Annotated in this window: 18 protein-coding genes; 5 read left to right on the forward strand and 13 right to left on the reverse strand. The window is 60.5% G+C overall.

Annotated elements, in window-relative coordinates:
* Positions 1-52: 52 nt before the first annotated feature.
* From ACI2KS_RS25855 to ACI2KS_RS25865, 3 genes are read right to left on the reverse strand one after another with little or no spacing between them, the layout of a single operon-like run.
* The gene (locus tag ACI2KS_RS25855) at positions 53-1,108 is read right to left on the reverse strand and encodes a heme A synthase (protein ID WP_404623863.1); all 1,056 of its coding nucleotides are present in this window, start codon (positions 1,106-1,108) and stop codon (positions 53-55) included.
* Positions 1,109-1,118: 10 nt separating this feature from the next.
* Positions 1,119-1,712, reverse strand: a complete 594-nt coding sequence (locus ACI2KS_RS25860) for a hypothetical protein (RefSeq protein ID WP_404623864.1) — start codon at positions 1,710-1,712, stop codon at positions 1,119-1,121.
* On the reverse strand, positions 1,678-2,442 hold the full coding sequence (locus tag ACI2KS_RS25865; protein WP_404623865.1) for an SURF1 family protein: 765 nt from the start codon (positions 2,440-2,442) through the stop codon (positions 1,678-1,680). The genes ACI2KS_RS25860 and ACI2KS_RS25865 overlap by 35 nt, the downstream gene beginning before the upstream one ends.
* A 71-nt stretch (positions 2,443-2,513) precedes the next feature.
* Between ACI2KS_RS25865 and ACI2KS_RS25870 the strand changes: the two genes are divergently transcribed.
* Positions 2,514-2,717, forward strand: coding sequence for a twin transmembrane helix small protein (locus ACI2KS_RS25870; RefSeq protein WP_404623866.1), 204 nt, complete (start codon positions 2,514-2,516; stop codon positions 2,715-2,717).
* Positions 2,718-2,857: 140 nt separating this feature from the next.
* Here the strand turns inward: ACI2KS_RS25870 and ACI2KS_RS25875 are convergent, their stop codons facing one another.
* The 4 genes from ACI2KS_RS25875 to coxB form a co-directional block, all read right to left on the reverse strand.
* Positions 2,858-3,745, reverse strand: coding sequence for a cytochrome c oxidase subunit 3 (locus ACI2KS_RS25875; RefSeq protein WP_404623867.1), 888 nt, complete (start codon positions 3,743-3,745; stop codon positions 2,858-2,860).
* 25 nt (positions 3,746-3,770) lie between these two features.
* Entirely contained in the window at positions 3,771-4,334 is a 564-nt protein-coding gene (locus tag ACI2KS_RS25880) for a cytochrome c oxidase assembly protein (protein WP_404623868.1), read from the reverse strand.
* A gap of 12 nt (positions 4,335-4,346) precedes the next feature.
* Complete coding sequence (gene ctaD / locus ACI2KS_RS25885; protein ID WP_404623869.1) at positions 4,347-5,933, reverse strand: cytochrome c oxidase subunit I; 1,587 nt, start codon at positions 5,931-5,933, stop codon at positions 4,347-4,349.
* Between the two features lie 175 nt (positions 5,934-6,108).
* Positions 6,109-7,236 carry a cytochrome c oxidase subunit II gene (gene coxB / locus ACI2KS_RS25890; RefSeq protein WP_404623870.1) on the reverse strand — a complete coding sequence of 376 codons (1,128 nt, stop codon included), beginning with the start codon at positions 7,234-7,236 and terminating at the stop codon, positions 6,109-6,111.
* 383 nt (positions 7,237-7,619) lie between these two features.
* Between coxB and ACI2KS_RS25895 the strand changes: the two genes are divergently transcribed.
* Positions 7,620-8,270, forward strand: coding sequence for a hypothetical protein (locus tag ACI2KS_RS25895; protein WP_404623871.1), 651 nt, complete (start codon positions 7,620-7,622; stop codon positions 8,268-8,270).
* 153 nt (positions 8,271-8,423) lie between these two features.
* On the opposite strand, the gene ACI2KS_RS25900 is transcribed toward ACI2KS_RS25895, so the two are convergent.
* From ACI2KS_RS25900 to ACI2KS_RS25910, 3 genes are all read right to left on the reverse strand, one after another.
* The gene (locus ACI2KS_RS25900) at positions 8,424-9,953 is read right to left on the reverse strand and encodes a SulP family inorganic anion transporter (protein ID WP_404623872.1); all 1,530 of its coding nucleotides are present in this window, start codon (positions 9,951-9,953) and stop codon (positions 8,424-8,426) included.
* A 138-nt stretch (positions 9,954-10,091) separates the two neighbouring features.
* The gene (locus tag ACI2KS_RS25905; protein ID WP_404623873.1) at positions 10,092-10,814 is read right to left on the reverse strand and encodes a carbonic anhydrase; all 723 of its coding nucleotides are present in this window, start codon (positions 10,812-10,814) and stop codon (positions 10,092-10,094) included.
* Between the two features lie 264 nt (positions 10,815-11,078).
* The gene (locus tag ACI2KS_RS25910; RefSeq protein ID WP_404623874.1) at positions 11,079-12,137 is read right to left on the reverse strand and encodes a PA0069 family radical SAM protein; all 1,059 of its coding nucleotides are present in this window, start codon (positions 12,135-12,137) and stop codon (positions 11,079-11,081) included.
* 194 nt (positions 12,138-12,331) lie between these two features.
* Between ACI2KS_RS25910 and ACI2KS_RS25915 the strand changes: the two genes are divergently transcribed.
* Positions 12,332-13,006, forward strand: a complete 675-nt coding sequence (locus tag ACI2KS_RS25915; protein ID WP_404623875.1) for a dual specificity protein phosphatase family protein — start codon at positions 12,332-12,334, stop codon at positions 13,004-13,006.
* Positions 13,007-13,080: 74 nt separating this feature from the next.
* On the opposite strand, the gene ACI2KS_RS25920 is transcribed toward ACI2KS_RS25915, so the two are convergent.
* Together ACI2KS_RS25920 and prlC are read right to left on the reverse strand one after the other, a co-directional pair.
* Positions 13,081-13,368, reverse strand: a complete 288-nt coding sequence (locus ACI2KS_RS25920) for a YheV family putative zinc ribbon protein (protein ID WP_404623876.1) — start codon at positions 13,366-13,368, stop codon at positions 13,081-13,083.
* Positions 13,365-15,416, reverse strand: coding sequence for an oligopeptidase A (gene prlC, locus ACI2KS_RS25925; protein WP_404623877.1), 2,052 nt, complete (start codon positions 15,414-15,416; stop codon positions 13,365-13,367). Before prlC ends, ACI2KS_RS25920 begins: the two co-directional genes overlap by 4 nt.
* 90 nt (positions 15,417-15,506) lie before the next feature.
* Between prlC and ACI2KS_RS25930 the strand changes: the two genes are divergently transcribed.
* Together ACI2KS_RS25930 and ACI2KS_RS25935 are read left to right on the forward strand one after the other, a co-directional pair.
* A complete protein-coding gene (locus ACI2KS_RS25930) occupies positions 15,507-16,055 on the forward strand; it encodes a gamma carbonic anhydrase family protein (RefSeq protein WP_404623878.1) in 549 nt (182 codons plus the stop codon).
* A 116-nt stretch (positions 16,056-16,171) separates the two neighbouring features.
* On the forward strand, positions 16,172-16,822 hold the full coding sequence (locus ACI2KS_RS25935; RefSeq protein WP_404623879.1) for an HAD family hydrolase: 651 nt from the start codon (positions 16,172-16,174) through the stop codon (positions 16,820-16,822).
* A gap of 114 nt (positions 16,823-16,936) precedes the next feature.
* Here the strand turns inward: ACI2KS_RS25935 and ACI2KS_RS25940 are convergent, their stop codons facing one another.
* Positions 16,937-18,004 (reverse strand): aminopeptidase, encoded by a 1,068-nt coding sequence (locus ACI2KS_RS25940; protein WP_404623880.1) that lies wholly within the window; start codon positions 18,002-18,004, stop codon positions 16,937-16,939.
* Positions 18,005-18,039 lie beyond the last annotated feature (35 nt).

The raw sequence follows: 18,039 nt of genomic DNA on the forward strand, positions 1-18,039 counted from the left end.
CCAGCAAGCTGGACTCCCACGGCCTGCGGCCAGAATCGCAATCCGCAAAGCCTCAACGATGCGGCCCAAGGTGCAGCAGCACATGCGCGTGCTGCCAGAAGCTCGGCGCGTGGCGCTGCGACATGGCAAACACCGGGCGCAGGCGATAGTTGATCAGGGTCATGGTCAGCATGAGTGCAGCACCGCCCGCGTTATGGCCAACCGCAATCGTCAGCGGCAGATGAAACAGCACGTTGCTGATGCCCAGCGCGACCTGCACCGCCAGCGCCAGCACCAGCAATCGGGCAAGCCCTTGAAGGCCTGCGCGATGAAGCTGCAAGGCCAGCGCCAGCAACGAAAAGGTCACCAGCAGCGCACCGATTCGATGAGTCAGATGAATAGCGGTGCGCGCTTCGCTGTCGAGTTTGCCGCCCAGGTAATTGGGCCCGATATGCTGCGTCAGGTGAAAGCCGTTGGCGAAATCGGCGTCTGGCCACCACTGGCCCTGACAGGTCGGCAAGTCGGTACAGGCCATCGCCGCATAGTTGGAGCTGACCCAGCCGCCCAGCGCGATCTGCAGCACCACCAGCGCCAGCCCAATCGCTGCCAGACGCCGCAAGCGCCGGCCAATCTGCGGCATCGGGGCAAACAACCCGCTCAATCGCAGGGTCAGCAGGAACAACAGGCTCAGGGTCGTGACGCCGCCCAGCAGATGCGCCGTGACGACCTGCGGCCAGAGCCTGAGCGTCACCGTCCACATGCCGAACGCTGCCTGAGCGAACACCACACCCAATAACAGCATCGGCAGTCCTACTGGTTGGTCGACGATGTGCCGCCGATGCCAGGCCTGCACACCCAGCATCATGATCATCAGCGCCAGTCCACCCGCGAAATAGCGGTGGACCATCTCGTTACGACCCTTGTGCTCCTCGACCGGTGAATCGGGGAAGCGCAATTGGGCATGTGCCAGTTGCATCTCGGTGTTGGGTACGCTGACAAAACCGTAGCAACCGGGCCAGTCCGGGCAACCGAGCCCGGCGTGGGTCAAGCGGGTATAGGCACCGAGCAGCACGACCACCAGCGCCAACAGGGTGGCAAACAGGGCGAGACGAAATCCGGGTCTGGTCATGACGCCCCCCTTATCCGATGTTCGACAGTTTCAACAGCTGGCGCAGGTCGTTGAGCAAGTCCTTGCCATTGACCTCGGCGCCGTAGCGCAGCACCAGGTTGCCGTGCGGATCGACGATCCACAGTTGCGGCAGGTCCACACCCGGTGCCGCCTGCCGATAGCGCTTGAGGTCCAGCGGATAACGCTGCAACTGCGGGTACTCGCGGCGAAGTCTGGCGTCGTAGTCAGGGCTCAACGGCGCGCTGGTGGTGAGGGCATGACTGGCGCGCGAGGCATCACGACCCAGGCCGATCTGGATCTGCCGCGCCAGATACACCAGCTGCTGGCAATCGGCCTCGCATTCGCCGGGAGCCGTGACCAGCAACTGCCAGCGCGCCTCGTCGGACTGCACGCCAAGTTCGGCGCGGCTCTCACCGTTGCCAATCAGCTCGCCATGAAAGCTGCGGCTGTCCGGGACCCAGAACTTGAGCTTGTACATGCTGGTCGCCAGGATCATTGGCCCGACCGCCACCAGCAGCACCAGAATCAATTGCAACCGCCCTCGACGCCGACTCTTCGGTGGGCGGGTTTCAGACATGCTGGCTGGATTCATCGCTGTTCCCATGCGGCTTCTCCTTCTTTTTATTGTTCTTTGCGCTCGTCGGGGCATGCCAGCCCAAATACAGGTAAAGCCCGATCAGCGCCGTCGCCATGGCGAACCACTGCACGGCGTAACCAAGATGTTTTTCCGGCCCCATGGCAACCACCGGCCAGTCCGTGCGGTACGCCGCAGGGCCAGACTCCAGACGCAGTTCGTGAGCAAAACCGTCCCGATCAAGCTGCGGCCAGACCTTGACCGGATCGACGGCGGTGACCAGCTTCGGCCAGTTGGCGGTCGGCGAATCGGGGTGCAACTGGAAGGTCGCACCGGGTGAGACGTAGACCCACGCATCGAGATTCAGCGGCTGCGCGGGCGTATCGAATGCGGGCGGCGTGCGCCGGTCCGGCCACGGCAGCCAGCCGCGATTGACCATCAGCCACAAGCCGCTGGCCTGATCATGGAACGGCTGGATCAACTCGACGCCGACCTTGCCTTCACGGGTGCTGTTGTCCAGCAGCAGGCTGTGTTCAGGGTCGAAGCTGCCGCGCAACTGCACCCGGCGGTAAGCGGGATCGGCAGTGGACGACAGCAACTGCGCCGCAATCGGCGGCGCCAGGCGACGCTCGGCATAGTTGGCAAGCATGACGCGCTTTTCTTCTGCGCGGCCCAGCTGCCAGCAACCCAGCGACACCAGCAGCGGCAGCAACGCCAGAACCACCAGGGTCGGTACGATCCCGGGCCGAAAGCGTTTCATGACGCCTCCCGCGCCTGCTGGCGAGCCAGACCTATACTCCCTTGCATAGCGTTTGCTCCCGGAGTCACCCGATGCTAAAAGCGGCGATTGTCCTGATGCTCATGGCCACGGTGGTCAGTCTGTTCAGCGGCCTGTTCTTTCTGGTCAAGGACGACGCATCCTCCACCCGCCTGCTCAAGGCCCTGACCATCCGCGTCAGTTGCGCCGCCATCACCCTGGCCTTGATCGCCTACGGGTATTTCAGCGGGCAGCTGGTCTATCACACGCCTTGGTGAGCGACTTGCCGAAACCTGACCGTGTAGGAGTGAGCTTGCGCGCGATGGCGTCGGTACATTCGCCATAATTCATCGGCCGGACGGCCAATCGCGAGCAAGCTCACTCCTACAGGCGGTGCGCCAAGTCCAGTTAGCCGACGTCAAAGCACGTACACAAAAACAAACAACCCCACCCAGACCACATCCACAAAGTGCCAATACCAACTGGCGGCCTCGAAACCGAACTGGTGTTCGGCATCGAAATGCCCGCGCAGGATCCGCATCAGCATCACAAACAGAATGATCGTGCCGATGGTCACGTGGGCGCCGTGAAAGCCGGTCAGCATGAAGAACGTGGCGCCATAGATACCCGAGCCGAGGGTCAGCCCAAGTTCGGTATAGGCCTCGTGGTATTCCTTGGCCTGCAGCGACAGGAACGCGATGCCCAGCAGGATGGTCAGCGACAGCCAGAGCTTCAGCGCGCCGCGATGGCCTTTCTTCAAAGCGTGGTGGGCGATGGTCACGGTCACGCTGGAGCTGACCAGTAAAGCGGTATTGATCAGCGGCAGGTGCCAGGGGTTGATGACTTCCCTGGGCGGCGGAAACAGCGTGGGGTCAGGTGTATGCAGCAACGGCCAGGTGTACTGGAAATTCGGCCACAGCATGTGCGCGATACCCTTCGGACCTTCGCCGCCCAGCGCGGGGCCGGTCACGTTGCGCACGTAAAACAGTACGCCGAAGAACGCCACGAAAAACATCACTTCCGAGAAGATGAACCAACTCATGCCCCAGCGAAACGAACGGTCCATCTGCGCACTGTAGAGCCCGGCGCGGCCTTCCTTGATCACCGTCGCGAACCAGCCAAACATCATGTACGCGACGATCAGCCCACCCATGGCGAAGATCAGCGGCCCGTGCGATCCGGGGCGCGCCGCTTTCATGTCGATGAACCAGGTGCCCAGGCCGTACATGGTGATGAACATGCCGACCGTGGCGATGATCGGCCATTTGCTTTGCGCCGGAACGTAGTAATGCTCATGCGTTGCCATCTGCGAATCTCCTCGGCCGAAGGGCCTAGCCACCATTTGCCGCAACGGGGCGGACAACGGGCGGCATGCGAGCAGTGATGTCGAACAGCGTGTAGGCCAGCGTCAGGTGCTTCACGTCCTTGGGCAGGTCGCGGTCGACGATGAAGCGCACTGGCATCTCGATGCGCTCACCCGGTTGCAGCATCTGCTGGGTGAAGCAAAAACATTCGGTCTTGTGGAAGTACACCGCCGCAGTGCTCGGTGAAATGCTTGGAATCGCTTGCGCAGTCATCGCCTTGTCGGTCGGATTCTGCGCCACGAAAAGCATTTCGCTCACGGCGCCCGGGTGCACGCTCAGCTCTTCTGCCTTGGGATAGAACCCCCAGACCATGTCGGCATTGTTGGTCGACAGAAACTGCACCCGCACCTGACGGCTGTCATCGACCTGCTGGGTTTGCGTGTACTGCCCGCCGGTCTTGCCGTTGATGCCCAACGCCTTGCACATGACGTCGTACAGCGGCACCAGCGCGAAACCGAAGGCAAACATCAGCGCCACCAGCAACAGCAGGCGGGTCACCAGACGTCGGTTGAGGCGCGATGCATCGCTCATTTCAGGTCGCTCTCATTTTATTTCCGGAGGGGTCACAAAGGTGTGATACGGCGCCGGCGAGGGCACGGTCCACTCCAGGCCATCGGCGCCATCCCAGGGTTTGGCCGGCGCCGGCGGACCGCCGCGAATGGTCTTGATGACAATGAACAGGAAGAAGATCTGCGTGGCGCCGAAAGTGAACGCGCCAATCGAGGAGACCATGTTGAAATCAGCGAACTGCAGGTTGTAGTCCGGCACCCGGCGCGGCATCCCGGCCAGTCCCACGAAATGCATCGGGAAAAACGCCATGTTCATGCCGATGAAGGACAGCCAGAAATGCAGCTTGCCCAAGGTCTCGTCGTACATGTGCCCGGTCCATTTCGGCAGCCAGTAATACGCCGAGGCGAAGATGCCGAAAATTGCGCCAGGCACCAGCACGTAGTGAAAGTGCGCCACCACGAAATAGGTGTCCTGATACTGGAAGTCGGCAGGGGCGATGGCCAGCATCAGCCCGGAAAAACCGCCAATGGTAAACAGGATCACAAAGGCGACCGCAAACAGCATCGGCGTCTCGAACGTCAGTTCTCCCTGCCACATGGTGCTGATCCAGTTGAACACCTTCACCCCGGTCGGCACGGCGATGAGCATGGTGGCGTACATGAAGAACAGCTCGCCCACCAACGGGATGCCGACCACGAACATATGGTGGGCCCAGACGATGAACGACAGAAACGCGATGCTCGCCGTGGCGTAGACCATGGAGGTGTAACCAAACAGCGGCTTGCGCGAAAACGCCGGGATGATCGAGCTGACCGCGCCGAACGCCGGCAGGATCATGATGTACACCTCGGGGTGACCGAAGAACCAGAACACATGCTGGAACAACACCGGATCACCGCCACCGGCGGCACTGAAGAAGCTGGTGTGAAAGTGGATATCCATCAGCATCATGGTCACGCAGCCCGCGAGCACCGGCATCACCGCGATCAGCAGGAACGCGGTGATCAGCCAGGTCCAGACGAACAGCGGCATTTTCATCAGGGTCATGCCGGGCGCCCGCAGGTTGAGAATGGTGGCGATGACGTTGATCGCACCCATGATCGAACTGATGCCCATCAGGTGGATGGCGAAAATAAAGTAGGTGACGCTCTCTGGCGCGTAGGTGGTGGACAGCGGCGCATAGAACGTCCAGCCAAAGTTGGGGCCGCCGCCGGGGGTAAACAGGGTCGAGACCAGCAGCAGGAACGCCGCGGGCAGCAGCCAGAAACTGAAGTTGTTCATGCGCGGCAAGGCCATGTCCGGCGCGCCGATCATCAGCGGGATCATCCAGTTGGCCAGTCCGACGAACGCCGGCATCACTGCGCCGAACACCATCACCAGCCCATGCATGGTGGTCATCTGATTGAAAAAGGCCGGCTCGACGATCTGCAATCCGGGCTGGAACAACTCGGCGCGGATCACCATCGCGAATGAGCCGCCCAGCAGGAACATGCAGAAGCTGAACCACAGATACAACGTGCCGATGTCTTTGTGGTTGGTGGTCAGCACCCAACGCATCAGGCCCTTGGCCGGACCATGCACATGGCCTTCGTGACCATGGTCGTCAATCACTGCGCTCATGTCCTGTCTCCTGCAAATAACTCGCGCCAATCCCACCAACCCCGTAACGACGCCAACCCTGTAGGCGTGAGCTTGCTCGCGATGCGGCGGGCCAGGCACCTCGGTTTTGTCTGAACGGACGCATCGCGAGCAAGCTCACGCCTACAATGTGTTCGGCGCATTGCCGTCAAAACGTTCATTTCGCAGCTGCCTGTTTCAGCGCCAGCACGTCTTTGGGCGTGACCATGTCGCCCTTGTTGTTGCCCCACGCATTGCGCTCATAGGTGACAACGGCGGCGATATCGACTTCCGACAGCTGCTTGCCGAACGCGGCCATCGCCGTACCCGGCCGGCCGTTGAACACCGTGGCCAGGTGCGCTTCCTTCGGTCCGGTTGCGGTTTTCGAGCCTTTGAGTGCCGGGAACATCGGCGGCAGGCCCTGACCTTCGGCCTGATGACAGGCAACACAGGTGGTGTGATAGACCTTGTCGCCTTGAGCCACCAACTCCTCGAGCGTCCAGTCCTTGCTGGTCAGTTCCTTGAGCTTGGCGGATTCCTCCTTGCGACCGGCGAGCCAGGTGTCGTAATCGGCCTGGGTCTTGGCTTCCACCACAATCGGCATGAAGCCGTGGTCCTTGCCGCACAGCTCCGAGCACTGGCCGCGGTAGATGCCGGGCTTCTCGATGCGTGTCCAGGCCTCATTGACGAACCCGGGAATGGCGTCACGCTTGACTGCAAAGGCCGGAACCCACCAGGAATGAATGACATCGGCCGCGGTGACCAGAAAGCGGATTTTCACGCCGACGGGCACCACCAGTGGCTGATCTACCTCCAGCAGGTAATGCTCGCCCTTGGCTTCCTTGTTGTGAATCTGGTCGGCGGGCGTGGCCAGGTTGCTGAAGAACTCGACATCCTGACCCAAGTACTTGTAATGCCATTTCCACTGATAACCGGTGACCTGGATGTCCAGGCCCGACTCAGTGCTGTCGTACATGCGGATCAGGGTTTTGGTGGCGGGGATCGCCATGACCACCAGAATCACCAGCGGCACGACGGTCCAGAGGATTTCCACCGTGGTGCTTTCATGGAATTTGGCGGCGACCTGGCCGGTTGAGCGCCGGTGCACGATCATCGACCAGAACATCGCGCCGAACACGATGACCCCGATCACCACACAGATCCAGAAAATGGTCATGTGCAAGTCGAAGACTTCGTGACTGACTTCGGTCGCCCCCGGTGCCATATTCGTAGTCCAGGCGGCGTGCGCCCGGCCGAATACCGACCACAACAGGAGGCCCATCCAGACTTGTGGATGTCGCATCATTGCGGGTTCCCCTCTTGTTCTTCTTATTTTTGCCAGCAGTCACTTGCGGGCGAGGGAGCGGTGGTCAAGTAGTCGACACTATCGCTTGAGGACCGGGGCCAGGCCTGCGTCACATTCCAGATTCATCAGCCAACTCATCACAAACCCGAGTATAGACACGGCCAAACGGCGCGCAACGCAGTGCAGGATCGGCAAAACCGAGCTATACGCATACGCCTTTACTGAAGGAAAACGGGAAAAAGCCCACAAATATGGCCTTTTAATAGCTGATGCACATAACCATGAAACTGTTATGACAATTGCGTCTTAGCGCAGTTGATAAGCAAGCTAACGTATGACTTCCCTATAATGACTGTCTGGTTTTATCGCCCTATGGAGTATTCATGAACACCGCCGCGTTGCGCGAGCAGATCACCCAAGCACAGGAACACGAGACAAAAACCGGCCAGCTACTGGGCCAGCTCGAGTTGCAACTCCCTCACCTCCACCCTGCGATCCATCTTCCCGAGGTAGATGCCCGAGGTGTACTGGCACGTTTTGTCGTTGCCTATATCGAACAGGTGCCCGATCTTCTGGACGCCGCCCATGAAGTGGCGCAACAGGCCGGAATCGAAAGCCAGATCAAACCGGTGTTGAAAATCGCCGAGCAATTTTTCAGCGCGCCGCCGCAGATCATGACTGGCCATGAAGGTTTGGACAGCCTGCTGGACGAGGCGTATCTGGCGCATCGCCTGGTGGAGGAGGTCAACGACCTGTACATCAAGCATTTCAATCAGCCGCTGATTCCGATGAACACCACAGTGGCCAGTGTGATTGCCCATCAATTGATCGGTGAAGACTTTGCCAACCAGCTCGATGAAGTGGTGCATCACGCCATCGATGAGCTGCTGAACGAAGACAGCTTCTCCCTGGAGTCGGTTGAAGCCTACCGCGACCAGCTCGCCAGCCCCGACACCGAAGCGGCCTGGAAGCGCTGGCCAAGCCTGTCGCGCCAGTTGGGCGTAGGGCTGGAAATGGAATGTGCCAAGGACTGATTGGCAGGTGCCTGACACCGGCCTTTTGGCGGGTAAAACCAGTGTAGGAGTGAGCTTGCTCGCGATGGCGCCCGTCCTGACACATTGAAGCTGTCTGGACCATTGCATCGCGAGCAAGCTCACTCCTACAGGTTCGTGGCGGTCAGCACGTGATCAATGCAACGCCGCCCCACCAATCGACGTACGAATCCGCCCCTCGACCCTGCGCTTGAGCAAGCGTTGCTCCAGCAGCAATCGTGAGCCCTGGGCGGCATTGGCGCGGCCCCATTCCTCCAGCAACTCTAGGCAGGCGTGATCGATGTAACTGAGGTTACCCAACGGCACGTGCAACGTGGTGCCCGGCGGTACGCTGCCCAGCGCCTGGGTCAATGCCGGCACCTTGAGAAAGGTCGCCGCGCCCGTCAGACGCAATTCCATTTCTCCCTCGGCCGGTAGATCCAGCAGATTGATCTTCAGCCGCGACGCGCTCAGCGCCAGCTTCACCAGCGTCAGTCCGAAGCCGATCAGTACGCCGGTCAACAGGTCGGTGAAAATGATCGCGCCCGCGGTCGCCGCGTAAATGAGCATCGGCATGCGCCCATACCGACCCAGCCCCCGCAACGCCTTGAGATCCACCAGTTTGATACCGGTATAGACCAGCACGCCCGCCAGACTCGCCACCGGGATGCTCTGCAGCACGCTCGACAGCAGCAACACGAAGGCCAGCAACCATAGACCGTGGAATATCGCCGACAAGCGGGTCTTGGCGCCGGCCTGGACGTTGGCCGAGCTGCGCACGATCACCCCGGTCATCGGCAGAGCACCCACCAGCCCGCACAACATGTTGCCCACGCCTTGGGCACTGAGTTCCTTGTCGAAGTCCGAACGCGGACCATCGTGCATGCGATCCACTGCCGCCGCCGAGAGCAGCGTTTCGGCGCTGGCGATGAACGCCACGGCGAGCGCGGCAATCAGGATGGCAGGATCGGCCAGACTCAGCAGATCGCCCGGGCGCAGCCAGTCAATGGCTTCGGAAAGGTTGGCCGGCACCTCGACGCGCTTGACCGAGAGACTCATCACCAGGCTCACCAACGTCGCGATACCGACGCCGAGCAAAGCGCCGGGCACGAAACGCAGCGCATGGGGCCGGCGCTTTTCCCATAACCACATGATCGCAATCGTACCCAGCCCCAGCAGGCCGGCCTGCATGCCGCTACCGGGGCCGATGGCATCGGACAGGGTCTGCGGAAAGGCGATCAGGTTATCCAGCCCGGAAGGTTTCGGACCGCCGTCGAACATCACGTGGGCCTGGGAAAGCACGATCAACACCCCGATTCCGGCGAGCATGCCGTACACCACCGCAGGCGCCGTGACCCGGAACCAGCAGCCGAGCTTGAAGCGACCGGCCAGCACTTGCAGCAACCCGGCCAGCAACAGGATCGGCCCGAGCATGGCCATGCCGTGTTCACGCACCAACTCGAAGACCAGCACCGCCAGACCCGCTGCGGGTCCGCTGACCTGCAAAGGCGAGCCCGCCAGCCATCCAACCACCAGGCCACCAATGATGCCGGTGATCAATCCTTTGGCTGGTGGCATGCCGGAGGCGATGGCGATCCCCATGCACAGCGGCAGGGCGACTAGAAAGACCACCACGGAAGCCAGCAGCTCGCGTGGCAGTAAAGACTTCAGATCTGTAGTAGCCATGACGACTCTCCGGAGATTCTTCAGACGTGACAACGCCCGACGGCACGCGCAAAGTGCGGCCGCCAAGCGTTTGAAGGGGGTTCGAACCGTCAGTGGTGACGCAGATTCAGCGGCCGTCTGGCCGCTATGAGCCTGCGATCAATAACGCTTTCGCGGGGTCGCCATCGGGATGTGATCGACGCCGTCCAGCGGCAGGAAGCTGCCCTGCTCGGCATCGTAGGCGCGGATTGCGCACGTCTCGATATCGTAGACCCAGCCGTGGATGAACAGCTGGCCAGCGGCGATCTTGGATGCTACGGAAGGATGGGTCTGCAGATGGCGCAGCTGGGCGATGACGTTCTCTTCGGTGAGGACGTGCATCGTTTCGTGTTCGCCGGCGCAATTGCAGTTGTCCTGCACGACGGTCCTGGCGACTTCGGCATGGCGCAGCCAGGCCTTTACGGTCGGCATCTTTTCCAGGGTGTCGGGATTCAGCACGGCGCGCATTGCGCCGCAGTCCGAATGCCCGCAGATGATGATGTGATGCACCCCCAGGGCCATGACCGCGTACTCGATGGCAGTCGAAACGCCGCCGTTCATCGGGCCATAAGGCGGAACCACGTTGCCGACGTTGCGGGTCACGAACAGGTCGCCAGGCGAGCTGTGAGTGATGAGTTCGGGAACAATGCGCGAATCTGCGCAGGTGATGAACATCGCCCGGGGCTGCTGGGCCGTGGCGAGCTTCTTGAACAGTTCTTCCTGTTGCGGGAAAACGTCGTGACGAAAGTGCTTGAAGCCATCAACGATGTGCTGCAATGCCACATCGGCGGTTTCCGCCTCCGGCAAGGAGCCTGCCGAAGGTTGTTTATCCTTGTCTGTCATGTCTCATCCTCTCTGACGGATTGAAGTGGATTTTCCAGTTATTCCTGCGGATGACCACTTCTTTTGGCATTACGGACAATTCCATCTGTAGGCGACCAGCTGGTCACTTGTGGAACACCTTAGCGATGAAAACTTAATTGAAACTGAATACATCGCTCTAGCTTGCGGGTCTGGCGTTAGAAAATCTTAATCCCAGGCTCGCTGGTTTGCTTCTGCCTGCGGCCAGAATCAAAAGCTGCGATACCTGTTAAGACGTCACCCGAGTCACAACAATGACATCTGTCCACCGGGAGGGCAGAAGGCGTCGCAGTCCAGCTTGAAACTGTCACGACGGTTCAAGCCCAGCTTCCGCACCGCAATACTGTAGCGCTGGGCAAGAAGCTCGGCGAATACACCTTCCCCGCGCATGCGTGAGCCGAATCGACTGTCGTACACCTGGCCACCGCGACTCTGTCGGACCAGGCTCATCACGTGTTCGGCGCGTTGCGGATAGTGCGCCTGCAACCATTCTTCGAACAGCGGTGCGACCTCCAGCGGCAGGCGCAGCATCACGTAGCTGGCACTCAATGCGCCGGCATCCCTGGCCTCGCTCATGAGCCTTTCCAGCTCCATGTCGTTGATCATCGGAATCATCGGCGCCAGCAATACGCCAACCGGGACACCGGCCTCGCGTAATACCCGGATGGCCCGCAATCTCGCTTTGGGCGCGGCTGCGCGGGGTTCAAGAATGCGTTTGAGCTCATCATCCAGCGAGGTCAGGCTGATGAACACCGACACCAGGTTCAGCTTTGCCAATTCAGCCAGCAGATCAAGATCACGCAGAATCAGCGAGCCCTTGGTAATGATGGTCACCGGATGACGATAGCGCAGCAGTACCTCAAGCGTTGCGCGAGTGAGCTTGTATTCGCGTTCGATCGGCTGATACGGGTCAGTGTTGGCCCCCAGGGTGATCGGCGCGACGCTGTAGCCGGGCTTGGACAGCTGTTGCTCCAGCAGCGCCGCGGCGTTGGTCTTGGCAATCAGTTTTGTTTCGAAATCCAGCCCGGGCGACATGTCCCAATAGGCATGACTGGGTCTGGCGTAACAATAGATGCAGCCGTGCTCACAACCACGATAGGGGTTGATCGAGCGGTCGAAGGGGATGTCCGGTGAAGAGTTACGGGCAATGATGCTCTTGGCCGTTTCCAGGGTAACGGTGGTGCCCTGGGTCAGCGGCACTTCCTGGTACCAGCCGTCGTCCTCGGCTACCGAGCGATTGGGCGCGAAGCGGTTATGCGGATTGGTCGCGGTGCCGCGGCCGCGTGGTGGCAGTGCAATAGACATGCGAGCATCCCCGATAGCTGTTCATATATACAGTACCGTGAATCACTGCGGCCCTCCATGGCCGAGGCGCAAAAGAACTTCAGCGCCGATCAACGGCATCCAACGAAGTTTTGACATCCACCTCACATCACCTTGACCATGCGGCGCAGAGACTTGCCGTCCCTCACCGCTGCCCATTGCCACGGAAATACTCGATGCGTATTCGATTGATCGCCTTTGTGCTCGCAGGTTTTCTCGCCGCTTCCCTGGGTTGCCTGGCTCAAGCCGACGATCTGCCCGCACCGACATCCCGGCCGAGTCAGTGGGCGCAACCCATCGACACTCACTACAACCTGTATCAGATCACCCCGACGCTTTATCGCAGTCGCCAGCCCGACGCTGCCGCACAGCCGCTGCTGAAAAAGCTGGGCGTGGTGACGGTGGTGGATTTCATCAAGGAGAGCGACAGCAAGTGGCTGTCCGATCCGTCGGTCACGCAGGTGCAGATTCCGCTGCAGACGGTTCACATTGACGACGCGGATATCATTCAGAGCCTGCGGGCAATTCAAACGGCGCAAGAGAAGGGCCCTGTGTTGATCCATTGCAAACACGGGCTCGACCGAACCGGCCTGGTGTCGGCGATGTACCGGATTGTGGTGCAGGGATGGAGCAAACAGGCCGCGCTGGATGAGATGGAACATGGCGGTTATGGGGATGAAGACAACCTCAGGCACGGCATCGATTACATCAATAAAGTCGACGTAGATGCGCTGAAGACGGCGCTCGCCAGTGGCGCCTGCAGCACCAGTGCGCTGGCCGGCTGCGCGATCAAGGGCTGGTTTCAGAAGACCGATGTGGTGGGCGTGCAGACAATTTTGTGGCGGTTGTGATTCAAGGCGAATCGAAAACAGGGATTCCCGTCATGCCCCATGGGTGAGGCATGCCAGGATTTGCGCGTATTTCTTCAGCTCGGATCAACCGGCTTTTTCAGCTTCGGATTAGGGAAGAACTGCACCCCTTGCACCTTCGGATCGGCCGGTTTGGGTGTGGCCTTGTTGACGCGCGTGCCCAGTTCCTTGGGGATCGACTGACCCTGAGCGTTTAACGTATCCGAATAGCCGCAGCTCACGCATTCGCGGTGCGGGACGTCGTCTTCGCTCCACATCATCAACTTGTCCGGCTCGCTGCACGCCGGGCAGACAGCCCCGGCGATAAAGCGTTTCTTGGTAACCACTTGCGGTGTATCGGTCATGCTGCCGCTTCCTCACTCAAGCCACAATGGCGCAAGAGTGCGTCAATCGAAGGCTCGCGTCCGCGGAAATCGACGAACAGCACCATCGGTGCCTGCGATCCACCACGGGCCAGAATCGCCTCGCGGAACGCACGACCGGTCTGGGCGTTGAGCACGCCGTCTTCTTCGAACTTGGAGAAGGCATCGGCGGAGAGCACTTCGGCCCACTTGTAGCTGTAGTAACCGGCCGCGTAACCGCCGGCAAAGATGTGCGCGAAGCTGTTGGGGAAGCGGTTGTAGGCCGGTGGGCGCATGACCGACACCTCGTCACGCACGCCTTCGAGCACCTGCAACGTGGTGCGGCCGTCGCCATGAGTGGCGTGCAGTTCGAAATCGAACAACGAGAATTCCAGCTGGCGCACCATCATCAGGCCGGACTGGAAATTCTTCGCCGCCAGCATTTTTTCCAGCAGATCCTGAGGCAGCGGTTCGCCGGTTTCGTAATGACCGGAAATCAGCGCCAGGCCTTCAGGCTCCCAGCACCAGTTTTCCATGAACTGACTCGGCAACTCGACCGCATCCCAAGCCACGCCGTTGATGCCCGACGCGCCAGCGTGCTCGACGCGGGTCAGCAGGTGGTGCAGGCCATGACCGAATTCGTGGAACAGCGTGGTGACTTCATCGTGAGTCAACAGCGCAGGCTTGCCGGCAACCGCAGGGGTGAAGTTGCACACCAGATTGGCCACCGGGCTTTGCAGCGAACCTTGCGAGGTACGCCGACGATCACGCGCACCGTCCATCCAGGCTCCGCCGCGTTTGTTGGCGCGGGCATACAGGTCGAAGAAGAAGCGGCCGACGTGCTGGCCGTTTTCCTTGATTTCGAACAGGCGAACATCCGGGTGCCAGGTGTCGAAGCCTTTCTGCTCGGCGATTTCGATGCCGTACAGTTTTTGCACAATGGCGAACAGACCACCCAGCACCTTGTCGATCGGGAAGTAGGCGCGCAGGGCTTCCTGGGAAACGCTGTAACGCTGCTCGCGCAGTTTCTCGCCGTAGAAACCACTGTCCCAGCTCTGCAGATCCGGGCAGCCCTGTTCGGCCGCATAAGCCTTGAGCTGTTGCAGATCCTGAGCGGCAAACGGCTTGCTGCGCTTGGCCAGATCGCGCAGGAAGCTGAGCACCTGGTCGCTGGACTCGGCCATCTTGGTCGCCAGGCTCAGCTCCGAGAAGCTGGCAAAGCCCAGCAATTTGGCCAGTTCCTGACGCAGGTCGAGGATCTGCTCCATCACCGGGCCATTGTCATTCTTGCCGGCATTCGGGCCTTGATCCGAGGCGCGAGTGCAGTAGGCCGCGTAGACTTCTTCACGCAGGGCGCGGTCCTGGGCGTAGGTCATCACCGCGTAATAGCTGGGGAATTCCAGGGTGATCAGGTAGCCATCAAGCTCTTTGGCCTGAGCCGCCGCAGCCATTTGCGCCTTGGCCGAATCGGTCAGGCCGGCGAGGGCGGCTTCGTCGGTGACGTGCTTGCTCCACGCTTGAGTGGCGTCCAGCAACTGGTTGGAGAACTGACTGCCCAACTCCGACAACTTGCTCTGGACTTCGGCGTAGCGCTTTTGCTGTTCTGGCGGCAGATCGATACCCGACAGGCGGAAGTCACGCAGCGAATGCTCCAGAATGGTCTTCTGCGCCACGTCGAAACCGGCGGCTTCAGGGCCATTGGCCAGGGCCTCGAAAGCCTGGAACAGCTCGCGGTTCTGCCCCATCTCGGTGGAGTAGGCGCTCAGTCCCGGCAGGCAGGACTCATAGGCTTCGCGCAGCTCGGCACTGTTGCATACCGCGTTGAGGTGGCTCACCGGACTCCAGGCCGCGCCCAGACGATCGTTAAGCTCATCCATCGCCAGCACCAGCCCGGCCCATGTAGGCTGCGTGCCTTGCTTGACGAGAATGTCGGCAATCGCCGCGCGGTTGTCGGCAAGAATCTGGTCAATGGCAGGTTTTACGTGCTCGGCGCGGATCGCCGAGAAAGGTGGCAGGTCGTACGATTGCAAAAGAGGGTTGTTCGCGCTCACGGTTTGGCACCTTGGCTGGAAGAAACACCTGAGCATCTTAATTACAATCGGCGCTGTGCGCAGCTATCAGCGCCAGAGAAGGAGCCTATCGTGGCTATTCGCACATTCCAGAGTCACACCCCAGCCCTTGGCGAGCGGGCGTTTGTCGACCATTCGGCGGTGGTCATCGGCGATGTCGAAATCGGCGCCGACAGCTCGGTCTGGCCGCTGACGGTGATTCGTGGCGATATGCACCGTATCCGCATTGGCGCCCGCACCAGCGTACAGGACGGCAGCGTGTTGCACATCACCCACGCCGGGCCGTTCAATCCGGATGGTTTTCCCCTGCTGATCGGCGACGAAGTGACCATCGGCCACAAAGTCATGCTGCATGGCTGCACTGTCGGTAGCCGCATTCTGATCGGCATGGGCAGCACGATCATGGATGGCGCGGTGGTGGAGGACGAAGTGATCATCGGCGCGGGCAGCCTGGTGCCGCCGGGCAAGCGCCTGGAAAGCGGTTTTCTGTATGTCGGTCGGCCGGTGAAACAGATGCGTGCGCTGACCGAAAAGGAGATCGCGTTTTTCCCTTACAGCGCGGCCAACTACGTCAAGCTCAAGGATCAGCACCTGGCAGAAGGTTTCGACAAGGCCTTGTAACAGCACGGCTTGCCGGCGATAGCGATCTCAAGTTCGCAGCCGCCGGCGAGCCGTGCTGCTACAGATGTCCATAAATCGCACTTGATCCACAGACTACACAGCGCCTGAGAGAAGACATGCATTACCAGAATATTCTGTTTGACCTGGACGGAACCCTCACCGATCCCCGCGAGGGCATTACCCGCTCGATCCAGTTCGCCCTGAGCAAGCTGGGCATCGATGAACCCGATATCAGGCAACTCGAGCACTTCATCGGCCCGCCACTGCTGCAGCAGTTCATGCGTGCCTACGACTTTGACGAGGCCAAGGCCTGGGAGGCGGTGGGTTTCTACCGCGAGCGCTTCAAGGTCACCGGGCTGTATGAAAACCTGGTGTTCGACGGCGTCTTCGAGCTGCTGGACATGCTCGCCGATCAAGGCCGCACCCTGTTCATCGCCACGTCCAAGCCTTGGGTGTTCGCCCATGAAATCGCCCGGCACTTCGACTTCGCCCGGCATTTCAAGCTGATCTACGGCAGTGAACTGGACGGCACGCGTACCGACAAAGTCGAGCTGATTCGGCATCTGCTGGACGAGGAAAAGCTCGATCCCAGGCAGACATTGATGATCGGCGACCGTAAACACGACCTGATCGGCGGCAAGCGCAACGGGCTGGATGTCGCGGCGGTGGGATATGGGTTTGGCAGTCGGGAAGAGCTAGAAGCCGAGGCGCCGACCTATCATTTCGAGTCGCTGAAAGCGCTGCACCAGGCGTTCGTCAGAGCCTGAGAAAGCCGCAAACCCTGTAGGAGTGAGCTTGCTCGCGATGACGGTGTGTCTGACGATTATGCGCTGATTGATACACAGCTATCGCGAGTAAGCTCACGCCTACAGGGGGTCAAGTCAAGCTGAAGTCTTGGCCAACCGCTCCAACGCCGCCTTGCGCTCGTCCATGGGCAATCCGCCAATCTCCTCGACCGCCGTAAAAAACGCTGGCCAGTCACCCTTGACCTGTCTGAACAACGCCTCGAACGCCGGCACCCACTGGTCATACAGACCGATGGGCAGCAAGCGCGCGTTGTTCATCGGCGCGTACACCCAGCTGTCGAAGCGCTTGTCGCCGCCCCACTGGCTGTCGCGCAGTTGCTGATACTCGCTGCGCAAGCGCTCGAACTGCGCGGCCTTGCGCTGACGCATGATCGCGGGGTCGAGCGCCTCGGCATACAACGCTTTGAGCCGATCCCGGGTCGCCAACACCAACTGTGTCAGCTGATCACGCCGCTGTGTTTCAGAAGAAGCGCCCTCGGCCGGCAACCCCCGCGCCGCTCGCCACTGTCGGGTGCCTTCTTCTTCCACGAAAGTGGCGTAGGACTCGTTGAACTCGCTGTCGTCCTTCACGTAGAAACGCTGATGTGCCAGCTCATGGAAGATCAGCGTGGCCAGACGCTCATCGCCCCAGCTCATCATCGAGCTGATGATCGGGTCATTGAACCAACCCAACGTGGAGTAGGCCTCGACACCGCTGACGTACACGTCCTTGCCATCGAGCTTTTGCAACGCCGCTTCGCCCCGCGCAGCGCCTTGGGTGTAATAGCCCCGATAGGCCACACAGCCGGCGATCGGGAAGCAATGGGTGACCGGGTCCAGCGAGAACTCCCCGGTGGCGAAGACATTCCAGACCACATACCGACGATGGATATCGGCGTAGAGCCGATAACTCTGGTTGTCCGGCAAGTGCAAATGCTGGCTGGCAAACTCGCGTGCCTGCTGTGACTTGAGCAGATGGTCACGCAACGTGGCATCACGCTGCGGGTCAGCGATGACGTCGGCCACCGGCTCACGCGCCCTGAGCAATTCCAGCTGGCCGCCAGCCAACTGGGTGTAATAGGACAGACTGGAGCAACCGCTGAGGAGTAAAATCGCCAGCATCGGCAGACCGCGCTGGAACCATGAGCGTTGGAGTCGAATCATGCAGCGGCCTTAACGTCGAAACACAGGAAGGGTAT

The sequence above is a fragment of the Pseudomonas sp. NPDC087358 genome (assembly GCF_044900785.1).
Lineage (GTDB): Bacteria > Pseudomonadota > Gammaproteobacteria > Pseudomonadales > Pseudomonadaceae > Aquipseudomonas.

What these genes read in the sequence shown, in the direction of transcription:
- ACI2KS_RS25855 (WP_404623863.1), bottom strand. Translation starts at nt 1,108, where the DNA reads ATGACCAGACCCGGATTTCGTCTCGCCCTGTTTGCCACCCTGTTGGCG.
- ACI2KS_RS25860 (WP_404623864.1), bottom strand. Translation starts at nt 1,712, where the DNA reads ATGGGAACAGCGATGAATCCAGCCAGCATGTCTGAAACCCGCCCACCG.
- ACI2KS_RS25865 (WP_404623865.1), bottom strand. Translation starts at nt 2,442, where the DNA reads ATGAAACGCTTTCGGCCCGGGATCGTACCGACCCTGGTGGTTCTGGCG.
- ACI2KS_RS25870 (WP_404623866.1), top strand. Translation starts at nt 2,514, where the DNA reads ATGCTAAAAGCGGCGATTGTCCTGATGCTCATGGCCACGGTGGTCAGT.
- ACI2KS_RS25875 (WP_404623867.1), bottom strand. Translation starts at nt 3,745, where the DNA reads ATGGCAACGCATGAGCATTACTACGTTCCGGCGCAAAGCAAATGGCCG.
- ACI2KS_RS25880 (WP_404623868.1), bottom strand. Translation starts at nt 4,334, where the DNA reads ATGAGCGATGCATCGCGCCTCAACCGACGTCTGGTGACCCGCCTGCTG.
- ctaD (WP_404623869.1), bottom strand. Translation starts at nt 5,933, where the DNA reads ATGAGCGCAGTGATTGACGACCATGGTCACGAAGGCCATGTGCATGGT.
- coxB (WP_404623870.1), bottom strand. Translation starts at nt 7,236, where the DNA reads ATGATGCGACATCCACAAGTCTGGATGGGCCTCCTGTTGTGGTCGGTA.
- ACI2KS_RS25895 (WP_404623871.1), top strand. Translation starts at nt 7,620, where the DNA reads ATGAACACCGCCGCGTTGCGCGAGCAGATCACCCAAGCACAGGAACAC.
- ACI2KS_RS25900 (WP_404623872.1), bottom strand. Translation starts at nt 9,953, where the DNA reads ATGGCTACTACAGATCTGAAGTCTTTACTGCCACGCGAGCTGCTGGCT.
- ACI2KS_RS25905 (WP_404623873.1), bottom strand. Translation starts at nt 10,814, where the DNA reads ATGACAGACAAGGATAAACAACCTTCGGCAGGCTCCTTGCCGGAGGCG.
- ACI2KS_RS25910 (WP_404623874.1), bottom strand. Translation starts at nt 12,137, where the DNA reads ATGTCTATTGCACTGCCACCACGCGGCCGCGGCACCGCGACCAATCCG.
- ACI2KS_RS25915 (WP_404623875.1), top strand. Translation starts at nt 12,332, where the DNA reads ATGCGTATTCGATTGATCGCCTTTGTGCTCGCAGGTTTTCTCGCCGCT.
- ACI2KS_RS25920 (WP_404623876.1), bottom strand. Translation starts at nt 13,368, where the DNA reads ATGACCGATACACCGCAAGTGGTTACCAAGAAACGCTTTATCGCCGGG.
- ACI2KS_RS25935 (WP_404623879.1), top strand. Translation starts at nt 16,172, where the DNA reads ATGCATTACCAGAATATTCTGTTTGACCTGGACGGAACCCTCACCGAT.
- ACI2KS_RS25940 (WP_404623880.1), bottom strand. Translation starts at nt 18,004, where the DNA reads ATGATTCGACTCCAACGCTCATGGTTCCAGCGCGGTCTGCCGATGCTG.